Genomic DNA, 11,962 nt, shown 5'->3' with positions numbered 1-11,962 from the left:
TGTTTGGGCGAAGTTTTTTTGTGGTTGAGCTGTAAGTGGTTGTTTTTTAGGTGGGTTTGGGTTTGGTGGGGAGGTCGGTTCTCTGTTTGGGCTTGCTTGTCGAGGACCCCCATCCGCCTCGCGCTAAACGACGCGCTCGGCACCTTCCCCCTGGGGAAGGGCTGACCCTGCGGAAAGCTACGTGAATCAAGCGTGCTAAGGCATCCCTTCCCCGCGGGGAAGGTGGCTCGCGCGCTTTACAGCGCGAGACGGATGGGGGCGCCAAAAAGCAACGCCTAGCTTTTCCGAAGCGCTCCCCTATACTCCCTCCAATGAGCCAACGACCTTCAAAACGAGCCCTCGAACTCCACCGCCGAGCCTGCGAGAAAGGCGAGGCCGGCTACATGGACCCTGACACCGGTCTGTTCGTGATGACGTCGGTTTACCTGCGCGGGCAGGGCGAATGCTGCGGCAGCGGCTGCAGGCATTGCCCCTACGGCAAAGAAGAGCAGATCGTGGCCGGTCGTCCCGACGTGCCCGCCTGGCCGTGGCCGGCCGCTGGCGATTCCGCCGGGAACTAATTGTGTCGCTGTAAGGAGCTTGGTAAGCTGCGCACACTGTGAATTCCGCCCATGTTGGGGTGCTCGAGGCACCAAAGATGTCTATGAAGCGACTGAGATTCGTAACGATGGCGGCTGTACTCGGTGCGGGCGCAAGCCTGGCGGGCCTGACTGGATGTCAGCAAGAGCTGGAGCTCGATCGCGCGTATTTTCGCTGTGAAGCGGACGATGAGTGCGGTGCGGACTACAGATGCGGCCAGCATCCCGATTACGGCCAGGTATGCGTACCCGAGGATGGCGACGGCAATGTGAACAACGGCACGGTGACGCCGCTGCCGGAGGGGGCCCAACTGGCACATGCCTCCGAGGAGTGCGATTCGGAGCGCAAGCACTGTGCGATGGTGCTGCCGTTTCAAGAGGCGCGCGAGCTTACCGTGCAGGTGACCGACGGCGTTGGCAATCCGTTTGCCGGGGCGGAGGTCAGCTTCGATCTGAACCGCGAGTCGGCAGGGGCGGTGAGCCTCGAGGCCCAAACGGTGACGACGACGGCGGACGGAACGGCGAGCGTGGTGCTCGATTCTGGCACACAAGCCGGTTTGGCCACGCTGACCGCGACCGTGGGCGACGGAGCGCTGCCGCGGCGTGTCAGCTGGGCGTTCGCCGTCGGTGGCGAGGGATCCGGGGCCATCTTCGTCGCACCGACGAACGGAACCGAGTCGCCAATCGAGCAGGTACGTGTCACCGCCGTGCCCGATCCGGAGGGCTCGGCCTCGTGTGAGGAGCTTATCACGACCACCCTGCCTCCCGGTGTCACCGCAGAGCGGCGAGAGGTGGATGTGCGTGTCGATGGCAGCGTGCCGCCGGTGGCTTTTGCCGATCTCGACGTCGAAGTCGGACACCTGATCTTCGTCGAAGGCTTTGCCGAGTCAGGGCTGCGCAACATCGTTGGCTGCCAAGAGGCGGTCGCGCCCACCGACGGCACCGGCGATGGCCCGCTCGCTGTGGAGATGCGCGAGCAACTGCCGGTCTTTTCTCTACAAGACTACCAGGCGAGTTATCTGTGGGATTTCGGCCCCTTCGCCATGGGGCTGTACGGTGAGTATGTGCGCGCGCTGACGAGATTCCCCGAAGACCCCTCGTTGGCGCTCTTTGGCTGCATCGATTCGGACGCTTCGGAGTGCGCCGAGTACCCTGCAGACCGCGGTTTGATCGATTTGGCACTCCGCGCGAACGGGAACCCCGACGTCCAGCAGGCGTTGCTCAACCATCGCGGAGATCTTCGTGAGCTCTTCGCCAGCCACGTCCAGCAGCCCGTGTTGAATGATGGTGCCGACAGCGCCAAGCGGGTCGTTGGAGACGCGCTCGGTACAGCCTCCATGCGGGGGAGCGTCGAGAGCCTTGTGTACGAAAGCTTCTCGTGGAGAGGCGGTACACCGATAAGCGAGAATCTCAGCGGTTTGTTTCGAGGCGAGTTCGACTTCGACGCGATTTGCGATGGCGACTCAACTTGCGCTCCAGAGTTGAACGAGCTCATCGGTCGTCTGCACGCTCCGTTCGAACTCCAGGTCTTGGAAGGCGAGACGCTGGCAATCGCTGGTTTTTCACCCACCGACAAGTTGTTCTTTTCTCGCTATATCACCGTTGTCTTCGAACGCGTCGTCTTTCCGGAACTCCTCGCCGATTACGGACAAGGAGACACATTAGCCAAACTGATCAACGAGGAGCGCTGGGACTGCGAAGCGATGGCGGCGTCCGTGTCGGAGGGGGAAGTCGATGGGAGCATTGTTAGCAATTTGTGCACGTGGGTCGGAGCTTCCCTGTTGCCTAGCTTGCGTAGTTCCGCGAGCAGTTTCGATGAAGACCTTCTCATGACGTTGAGTTCGACCGATTGCACGGCGGGCCAACCAGATTATCAATCGAGCTCGTCTTGGCGCGAGAGCGACGCGTATCCGCTGCCGCGTTTCGACGCTCTGGGGGAGCCGACCCCCTGTGAGTGGACATGGTCAGTGGAGCACTCGACGACCGGCGAATCGGCGAAGTTGGAGGGCTCTTTCGCGGCTGCGATCGAGTGAGAGCCGTCGCGACGACGTTGTCGCGAGCGACCCGCTTTGCGGGCGGCTCGCGAGCATTTACCCCAGAGTTGAAAAGAGTTTGTTGATGTTCTCCCATCGCGTTCGTATTCGTCTGCTCACTTGCCTGCTTACCGGGGCGCTCACAGCCGGCGCACCTGCTGTGGTACTCGCTCAGCAAAACACGGAAGAAGCGACCAAAGCCGCCAAGCCGTCCAACGAGCAGCTCCGCCTCAACTCGGAGGCGGTCGGCGCCATCAAGAAGGGCGACCATCAGAAGGCAGTCAAGTTGCTCGAAGCAGCCAACGCCTTAGGGGAGTTCAACGTGACGTGGCTCAACCTCGGGCGCGCCTACCAAAAGATGGGTGAGTGCGACAAAGCACGGCAGGCCTATCTCAACGTCATCTCGGCGCCCGCCGTCAATGATCCCTCGCCGCGGCTCATCAACGCCAAGGCCGACCAGTACTTGAGCGAGCTCGACGAGGAGTGCACGGTCGCTGACGATTCCAAGCAGAAAATGGCGGATGCCGAGACGAAAGGTGACAAGGGCCAGCAGGTCAAGGAGCCGACCGATCTGCCCGCCGAGTCGAGTCAGGCCCAGTCGAGTCAGGCCGATTCGAGCAACGCGGTCGGGTGGACCCTCACCGCCACGGGTCTGGTCGTGGCCGGCGCCGGCGTGGGCGCGCATTTCTGGGCCGAGTCGATCCGCGACGACGTCACGGGCTCGGTCGAGGCGGCCGACGGCGGGGTCGTCGAAGGCATGAGCCGCCAAGAGGCGCTCTCCGAAGAGGCGCGCGCGAATACCCTCGACACCGTCGGCGTGTCGGCCATCGCCGTGGGCGCGGTGGTCACCGGCACCGGCGTCTTCTTGTTGTTGAGCTCGGACGACCTCGAGGCGGCCCCGACGGCTTCGGTCACCGCCGGTGGCGACGTCTCGCTCGGCTTCACCGGTCGGTTCTGAGCCGTCGCCATATTCCATCAAATGTTGGAGTCGGATTCAGGTGCTCACGGATGAGCAGCGGCCTTCCCAGAAGACGTTGTTGTCCTGGAAGCCAAAATTTGCGTACATCTTGATCGCCGGGTCGTTGTCGTCTTGGACGTTCAACGCCACCAGCGAGACGCGCTCGAACAATTCGTCGAGCAGGCGGCCGGTGCACTGGGTGGCCAGGCCTTGGCCGCGGGCGCTGGGGTGGGTGACCAGGTTGCCGATGACGGCCACGTCGTACTCTTCGCTGACCACGTGCACCCCGGCGATGGAGGAGAGCCCGCCGTTGCCGTCGCGGATGCCGAAATACAGCCCGGTTTCGAGCTGGGAGGGCTCGAAGAAGTTGTCCGGGTAGTGCTCGTACAACGCCATGATGGCGGCGGTGTCGCGGTGTCCCAGACGCTCGACGTCGTCGGTCGATTCGAGCGGCTGATAGTTTTCCTTCTCGAGCCCCATGCGATGCATGCGCATGGTGTCCGAGCAGTCGAAGACGTGGCGCACCGTGTCGATGTGGTGCTCGAGCACGTGGAAGTGAAAGCGCTCGGGAAGATGGTCTTTGGCGTCGACGAGAAACTCTTGGAAATTGGGCTTCGTGCCCACCATGAAGGCGACCGGCAGGCTCAGGCCCTGATAGATCAGCAACAGGCTGCCCAACTCGCCCGATTCGCTGCGGGCGCCGTACCAGCTACAGAAGGGGAAAAAGGCAGGGTCGAGGTTTCCGAGGAGGTAGGCGTTGGCGAGTTTATCCCGAGTGAGAAACTCTCTGAGTTCGTTGCGATCGTTGATCTGCTCGACGGCCATCTGTGCTCCAAATGCTTCCTCAAGTGACTTCGTTCGGGCCGCTGCCCGTCGCCGATCCGTGGCGTCTTCCCATCAATCTCAACGCGTCTTCACATAAAGACAGGTGGCGATGCAAGGTGCGTTCGACCACCGGCGTCGCTGTGATTGATGCAAGGCACAGTCACATGTCAGAGAGGGTAATTTACATCGACTAGTCTAACTCGCGAGCGGCGTAATCGCAATCGAAGTCGCGGCTCGCACGGCCCGACGGCGGCAGAAATTCTCGACGCCGAGGGCGTGTTTTCAAGGGCGCCTATGGGAGCAATGTGGTCATTTGCGTAGCTGGTGATGCGCATCTGCAGGACGGCCTCTTCTGCAAGGCAATTGTCATACGCAACATCCCCGGCTACCATCCCCGGAACAAACGTGCAGTAATCCCAAAGCTTCGAACGACGATGAACCTCCTGGAACACCTCAACCCGCCCCAAAAACAGGCGGTCGAGCACAAAGACGGCCCGCTGCTGATCCTCGCCGGCGCGGGCAGCGGCAAGACACGCGTGATCACCTACCGTATCGGATGGCTGATCTTGGAGGCAGGAGTCTACCCCGAGCAGATCTTGGCGGTGACCTTCACCAACAAGGCCGCCGGCGAGATGCGCGAGCGCGTCGACGATATCCTGAGCGCACACGGCGCCGGCGACGACGCCGAGGCGGTGACCATCTCGACGTTCCACTCGTTTTGCGCCCGCTTGCTGCGCCGGCACGCCGACAGGCTCGGGCTCGACTGGAACTTCAACATCTACGACGGCGACGACCAGCTCAAGTTGGTCAAGCAGGTCATGGAGCTCGAGGGGCGCCCCAAAGACCGCAGCGAGTCCAGGAGGCTGCGCGGGTATATCAACCGGATGAAGAACCAGGGCTACACGCCCGAGTTGGCCCACGAGAACGCGTTCAACGCAGTGGACGAGGAGGACGCGACCTTCTACGAGACCTATCAGGAGAAGCTTCGCGAGGCGAATTGTGCCGACTTCGGCGACCTGATCTTGGGCGTGCTCGAGATCTTTCGCGACGACCCGCGCCTGGCCGACAGCTACAGCCGCCACTGGCGCTACCTGATGGTCGACGAGTTCCAGGACACCAACCCGGCCCAATACGAGCTTTTGAAGCACTTGACGCGCTGCCACGACAACCTGGCAGTCGTCGGTGACGACGACCAGGCCATCTACCGCTGGCGAGGGGCGACGGTGGCCAATATTCTGGGGTTCGAGAAGGATTACGAAGACGCCCAGGTCATCAAGCTCGAGCAGAACTACCGCTCGACGAGCGTGATCTTGGAGGCGGCCAACGACGTCATCAAGCACAACCCGACCCGGCGCGACAAGAAGCTGTGGACCGAGCGCGAGGGCGGCGACAAGATCTCGCTCTTTACCGGCGGCGACGACCGGGAGGAGGCGACTTTTGTGGCCCGGCGCATCCACGAGATGGCCAAGGCCGGCGCCGACTGGGGTGACTTCGCCGTCTTCTACCGCACCAACGCCCAGAGCCGTCAGTTCGAGGAGCAGCTGCAAAACTGGGGCGTGCCGTATCAGGTCGTGGGCGGCATCAGCTTCTACGAGCGCTCCGAGATCAAGGACGTGCTCGCCTACCTGAAGGTCGCGCTGAACCCGGACAACGAGGTCGACTTCCTGCGCATCATCAACACGCCGTCGCGGCGCATCGGCAAGGTGACCATCGAGAAGCTGCAGCGCGCCGCGCGCGTACCCGGCATCGGCACGCTGTACCGGGCGGTGCGCTACGCCGCCGGCCACCTCGAGCCGTCGGCGGTGGGCGACGCTCCTATCGAGCCCGAGCCGTTCGACGTCGCCGACGAGGAGGCCTTGGCCGACGTCGACAGCCTGCGCGGGCGGACGAATTCGGGCGTCGAAGATCTGTGTGAGCTCCTGTTCTCGCTTCGCGACCAGATCGCCGCCGACGAAGGACTGGCCCACGTCAGCGAGTTTTTGCTCGATCAGATCAATTACCACTCGTACCTCGAGAGCGACGACGCCGAGCGCGTCGACGATCGATGGAGGAACGTGCGCGAGCTGCTCGGCGCGATGGAAGAGTTCGAGCAAGACTTCGAGGCGCGTGAGTTCGGGCCCACCGAAGACGCTGACGCGCCCGAGGGGACCGACATGGTCGCCGAGTCGCGTTTGGCCAAGCTGCTGGGCGCGTTTCTCGACCGCTCGGCGCTCGTACACAGCACCGACCAGATGGACGAGAAGGGCGCGGTGACCCTGATGACCGTCCACGGCGCCAAGGGCTTGGAATTCGACACGGTCTTTTTGGCGGGCATGGAAGACGAGATCTTCCCGAGCGTGCGCGACCAGTTCGACGCCGAGGAGATCCACGAGGAGCGCCGCCTGGCCTACGTCGCCATCACGCGTGCGCGTCACAAGCTCTACATCTGCAATGCGCGCCGCCGGCGTATCTACGGCAAGACGCGCAACACCGACCCGAGCCGCTTTCTGCTCGACATCGACCCCGAGCGCATCGAGATCGACCCGCAGAGCACGTCGAAACGCATTCGTTACAGCTCACGGCGAACCTCGAATCGAGGCGGCTACGACGCCTTCCGCCAGGCCACCGAGCAAGCCTACTTCGGCAGCGGCGTCGACCAAGACGCCTGGGAGTTCGACCAATCCCCGCCGATGTATAAGAATCAAGTCTCCAAAGCGGTCAAAAAGACGCTCGCGGAGGCCGAAGATGGCGACTTCGACACCTCGTTCTCCCAGGTGAATCCTTGGGACGACGAGTTCGCTCAGGAGGACGCCTGGTCGAGCGAACCCGACGCTCCTCCCGCTGGCGCCTCCCCGGGCAAAGACGGCCTGACCGGCTGCACCATCTCGCACTCACGCTTCGGCATCGGCGAGGTCGTAAACGTGTCTGGCAGCGGCGACAAAGCGGTGCTCACGATCAACTTCCCCGGCAAGGGCGAGAAGACGATCATCCGCAAATTCGTGAAGGTTTTAGGGTAGAGTTCACCACGGAGATCACGGGGACACGGAGAAAGGCACTCTATTTTCCTCTTCGTGTCCCTTGTGTTCCCCGTGGTGAATTTACCTCTTTGCAGTTCACGGTCGCTTTGAAAGAGCCTGAAGGGACGGGGCCGGCGGTCGACCAAGGGACGAGTTTGCCGCCGTTGCAGAAGACCGAGAGTTTTAGTTCTTGGCCGGTGCGGCTGGCGCGGCACTCGTAGTCGGTGGGGCCGTTTTGGACCGAGCGGGCGATGACTTGGATGATCGGGTCGTCGTCGGCTTCGAGGCTGGCCCCCGGTAAGGAGGCGACGGCGCCCCAGTTGGTACGCTCGGGGCCGAAGGTGGTCTCGTCTTCGCCCAGGTCGGCCGGCAGGCGAGCGCTCAGAAGGTAGGGGCGCACGCGCTGGCCCTCGATGGTGTGGATAGTCGCCGAGCGGGCGGTAACGTTCAGGTATGCCTCGCCCGAGTGAGAGTCGCCCGAACGCGAATCGCCGCCGGCCTCGACGACGCTGCACTCGGCCTCGGCGAGGTCGAATGAGCGCACGTCGGGGCCGACGGCGATATCGATGCTTCCTGCTTGTTCGACGGCGGGCTCGGACGCGGGAGCCTCGGCAGAAGGTTGCCCCTTGGAGCACGCAGCGCCGACGAGCAGCGCTGCGATGAGACCTGGCGTCGAGACTCTCGGACCGCGCACCGCTTACTCCCCAGCTTTCTCTTCTTTGCCGAGGCCAGGGCGGTTTTCGATGACCGTGTCGATGAGGCCGTACTCTTTGGCTTCGACGGCGCCCATGTAGTAGTCGCGGTCGGTGTCCTTCTCGATGCGCTCCATCGACTGGCCGGTGTGGTCGACCAGGACCTGGTTGAGACGCTCGCGCAGGCGCAAGATCTCGCGGGCCTGAATGTCGATGTCGGTGGCCTGGCCGCCGATGCCGCCGCGAAGCAGCGGCTGGTGGATCAGGATGCGCGAGTTGGGCAGCGCGAAGCGCTTGCCGTCGGCGCCTGCCGCCAGGAGCACCGCGCCCATCGAGGCCGCCTGGCCCATGCAGATGGTCGAGATGTCCGGGTTGACGTACTGCATGGTGTCGTAGATCGCCATGCCCGCGGTGACGCTGCCGCCCGGCGAGTTGATGTAGAGGCTGATCTCTTTGTCCGGATCTTCGCTCTCCAGGTACAGAAGCTGGGCGATGATGCTGTTGGCCACATCATCGGTGACCGGGGTGCCCAAGAAGATGATCCGATCTTTGAGCAGCCGGCTGAAGATATCCCAACCGCGCTCACCGCGGTGCGTCTGCTCGACGACGTAAGGAATGAAACCCATACAGATTACCTGCTTGATTGAAGTTCACTTGTTGCGGCGCGTTCGCTCAGTGGCGCGCGCCCAGATGCGTTCATTTAATAAAACCAGTTCGCGCCGGATTATGTTTCAACTTCGATCGAGTGTCCAGCGGTTCGCCAGAATGCTTCCCTTAGATGAAGCTAGCTTCTAATATGATTCGTCCGCAGGGCGGAAGTTCAAGTTTGGCGTTCCAAAACGTAGTCACAGATGTCCCGACGTTTCATCATCTTTGCGATCATCGGCCTTCTGCTCGGAGGCGTGATCATCGGCGCTCCGTACCTGCTCGAGAGCGCCGCCGAGGCGAAGCTCGCCGAGCAACTCGAGCGCCGTGGCGCCGAGATGACCTGGCGCGAGCTGTCGTGGAGCTGGCCGGCGACGGTCGAGATCGAAGGCGTCGAGTTCTCGGCGGCCGACGATCGGGTCTCGGGCGTGGTCGAGCGCGTCGAGGTCGTGCTGCCGTGGGACATCGCCCTGGCAGAGACGCCGCGCGTCGACGAAGTCGCGCTTTCAGGGGCGGCGCTCACCGTCGATCTGCGCAGAGCCTCCCGAACGGATGAAGCGTCGCCTGCGGAGCAGTCGTCGGGCTCGCACTCACTCGCTGACAAGCTTCGACGCATCGGCGAGGTGCGCGGCGAGGACCTTCAGGTCGAACTCGTGCGCCACGGCTCACCGCTGGCGAAGCTTTCGGTCGACGAGCTGCTCGTCTCCGAGCACGGCCGAGACGGCCGCACGCTGGACGTCGACGGCGAGCTCGATCTGACTCATCCCAAACTCTCCGTTCTGCCGCTCGCGCCCATTCGATGGAGCGCCAGCGGCTCGACGGGAGCAGAGACTGCCACAGTCGACTTGGCGGTCGAGGCCGGCGACGCCGACGAGGCGCTCGTCGAGCTCGATATCCCGGGCCGCGGCCGGTTGAGCGTCGGTCGTGCCAAAGTGAGCGCTGCCCTGGGCGCCGAGCGAGGTGTCGCGCTCACGCTGTACGAGGTCGACACGGCGCTCGGCGGCCAAAAGGCGCCGGCCGTCGCCGTCAAAATGGCCGAAGTGAGCCTCTCCGAGCTCACCGCGCCCAACCCGCGCATCAGCATCGTGCGTCCGCAGTTGGCCGTTTCGCCCAAGCGCCTTGCGAGCCTTCGCAGGTCCTTTGGCGGAGGCATTTCGAACCTCAAGTCGAAGCTGCCCGCCGCTGCTCAAAAGCAGTTGGACAAGCAGCTGGACGAGAAGGCCGGCCCGAGCCTCGCCTCGCGCCTCAGTTGGTGGCTGCAGCGCCTCGACGCCTCGGTCGAGGCCGGCCGCTTCGACCTTCGCCTCGAGAAGAAAGACGGCACCCACCGCGAGATCACGCTCGTCGACGGCCTCGACGCCTCGCTCACCGCCGGTGAGTTGTGGGCGCGCGGCGAGTCGGCCGGTGGTCGCTTCGACGTGGGCGCGAGCCTCGAGCCGGGCATGCTCTTGCCGCGCACGCTGTCGGTACAAGCCTCGCAGGTGCGCCTCGACGACCTTCCCGGCGTCAAAGAGGGCCGCACGCTCCCCAACCGCGGCATCCGCGGGCGCATCGGCGGCGTCGTCGACGCTTCGATCATGCTCGTGACCGAAGGCCAACCGCTCTTGCGCCCCGACGCCAAGTCGAACGTCCACGTCACCGCCGACCTCGACTGGAAAGACGGCCGCGTCGAGCTCTCAGGGCTGGCCGACAAGCCCCTGACCGACATCGACGCCGGCTTGGCCTTCGAGCTCGAATGGACCCCGGCGCTCGCTAAGATCACCTTGAGCGAGGGCCGCGCCACCTACGGCCCGGTCGGCGTCGACCTCGACGCCGAACTGGTCGACTGGCCCTTCGACCCGGTCTTCGACCTCGACGCCCGCGTCGACAAAATCGCCTGCCAAGAGGCCGTACGCGCCTTCCCCACGGCCATGCTCGGGCCCTACGCCAACATCGAAATCGACGGCGAAGCCGCGCCCAAGCTGCGCTTCCACCTGCCGTGGCACCGCCCCCGCAAGCTCGAAATCGACGTCGACGACTTCGTCGACAAGTGCCACGTGACCGCGCTCAACGCCCAGAAGAACGCTTGGCCCGAGGTAGAGTTTGTTGCGACGAAGAGTTCACCACGGGGGGCACAGGGAGCACTGAGAGAAAGGCAACAACAAGTGACATCGCACGATGTGAAGTCCTCCGACCAAGAAGACTCCGTGTCCCCCGTGTCCCCCGTGGTGAATCCCTTTGTGGAAGAGCCCGCAGAGCCCACGTGGCCGGTGCCCGAGAAGCTACGCGGCTTGACCTACGAGCTGCCCGAGGCGCCCGAGGGTTACGACCCGCGCGAGCCCGACGACGTCCACTGGCTCAATCGCCCGTTCAAAAAGCAGGTGACCGAGGGTATCTCCGAGGAGGCCGAGGTCTTTGTGGGGCCGGGCACCGAGGCGTACGTGCCGATGGAGGAGCTTCCGCCCTTTGTCGCCGGCGCGGCGTACTTGAGCGAGGAGATGGAGTTCTACGAGAACCACGGCGTCGACTTGGGGCTCATCCAGAAGGCGCTTCGGATCGACTTCGAGGGGGAGCGCTTTGTGTACGGTGGGTCGACCGTGACGCAGCAGCTCATCAAAAACCTCTTTCTGACCCGCGACAAGACGCTCGCCCGCAAGCTCAAAGAGGCGTTGATTGCCTGGCGGATCGAGGACGCGGTGCCCAAGTGGCGCGTGCTCGAGCTGTACCTGAACTGCATCGAGTACGCCCAAGACGTCTACGGCATCGGCCCGGCCGCGCAGCACTATTTCGGCAAGGACGCCCGCGAGTTGACGCCCAAAGAGGCGGTCTTCATCGCCATCCTCAAACCGGCGCCGTGGTACGGCGACCGCTTCCGCAGGCGCGGCCACACGCCCACCAAGCACTGGTGGTTCAACCGCATGGGCGAGATCATGGGCCGCTTGGTCGACAAGGGCTACCTGACGCCTGAGCAGGCCGAGGCCGAAAAGCCTTATATCTTGTACTGGGATGACGAGGGTAGTTACCTTCCTGAAGGCCGCTGAGGGCAACGCTCGGCACCCTTTAAGGGCGCCTCGCTCGCCCCCAGCTAAAAGCTCTCTTTCACCCGCGAGGGGTTCCAAGGTTGTCGGCCTCGCCCAGAGCGACCGCCATTTGGCAAATGTGCGTCTGGCTCCGAGAGCCACAAGACGTACTCTTTTGTCAAGCCGACGGCCTCGAACCCCTTGTGGGTGTTACGGAACTTATAGCTGCGGGCGAG

Annotated in this window: 8 protein-coding genes; 5 read left to right on the top strand and 3 right to left on the bottom strand. The window is 63.6% G+C overall.

The window, feature by feature from the left end:
• The first annotated feature begins 311 nt into the window (after positions 1-311).
• The 3 genes from FIV42_RS10280 to FIV42_RS10270 all read left to right on the top strand — a co-directional run bounded on the left by FIV42_RS10280 (position 312) and on the right by FIV42_RS10270 (position 3,569).
• Positions 312-560 (top strand): DUF5522 domain-containing protein, encoded by a 249-nt coding sequence (locus FIV42_RS10280; RefSeq protein ID WP_168210535.1) that lies wholly within the window; start codon positions 312-314, stop codon positions 558-560.
• A 107-nt stretch (positions 561-667) separates the two neighbouring features.
• On the top strand, positions 668-2,611 hold the full coding sequence (locus FIV42_RS10275) for an invasin domain 3-containing protein (protein ID WP_168210534.1): 1,944 nt from the start codon (positions 668-670) through the stop codon (positions 2,609-2,611).
• An 85-nt stretch (positions 2,612-2,696) separates the two neighbouring features.
• A complete protein-coding gene (locus FIV42_RS10270; protein WP_141197591.1) occupies positions 2,697-3,569 on the top strand; it encodes a tetratricopeptide repeat protein in 873 nt (290 codons plus the stop codon).
• Between the two features lie 36 nt (positions 3,570-3,605).
• Here the strand turns inward: FIV42_RS10270 and FIV42_RS10265 are convergent, their stop codons facing one another.
• On the bottom strand, positions 3,606-4,394 hold the full coding sequence (locus FIV42_RS10265; protein ID WP_141197590.1) for a GNAT family N-acetyltransferase: 789 nt from the start codon (positions 4,392-4,394) through the stop codon (positions 3,606-3,608).
• Between the two features lie 434 nt (positions 4,395-4,828).
• On the opposite strand from FIV42_RS10265, the gene FIV42_RS10260 reads away from it, so the two are divergent.
• The gene (locus tag FIV42_RS10260; RefSeq protein WP_141197589.1) at positions 4,829-7,390 is read left to right on the top strand and encodes an ATP-dependent helicase; all 2,562 of its coding nucleotides are present in this window, start codon (positions 4,829-4,831) and stop codon (positions 7,388-7,390) included.
• Positions 7,391-7,430: 40 nt separating this feature from the next.
• Here FIV42_RS10260 and FIV42_RS10255 read toward each other — a convergent pair whose 3' ends face one another.
• Positions 7,431-8,084 carry a hypothetical protein gene (locus FIV42_RS10255; protein ID WP_141197588.1) on the bottom strand — a complete coding sequence of 218 codons (654 nt, stop codon included), beginning with the start codon at positions 8,082-8,084 and terminating at the stop codon, positions 7,431-7,433.
• Between the two features lie 3 nt (positions 8,085-8,087).
• Positions 8,088-8,708 (bottom strand): ATP-dependent Clp endopeptidase proteolytic subunit ClpP, encoded by a 621-nt coding sequence (clpP, locus tag FIV42_RS10250; protein ID WP_141197587.1) that lies wholly within the window; start codon positions 8,706-8,708, stop codon positions 8,088-8,090.
• Positions 8,709-8,933: 225 nt separating this feature from the next.
• On the opposite strand from clpP, the gene FIV42_RS10245 reads away from it, so the two are divergent.
• Positions 8,934-11,747, top strand: a complete 2,814-nt coding sequence (locus FIV42_RS10245) for a transglycosylase domain-containing protein (protein WP_141197586.1) — start codon at positions 8,934-8,936, stop codon at positions 11,745-11,747.
• The last annotated feature ends 215 nt before the right edge of the window (positions 11,748-11,962 follow it).

This window comes from Persicimonas caeni (assembly GCF_006517175.1).
Lineage (GTDB): Bacteria > Myxococcota_A > Bradymonadia > Bradymonadales > Bradymonadaceae > Persicimonas > Persicimonas caeni.
This window is presented reverse-complemented; position numbering and strand designations above follow the sequence as displayed.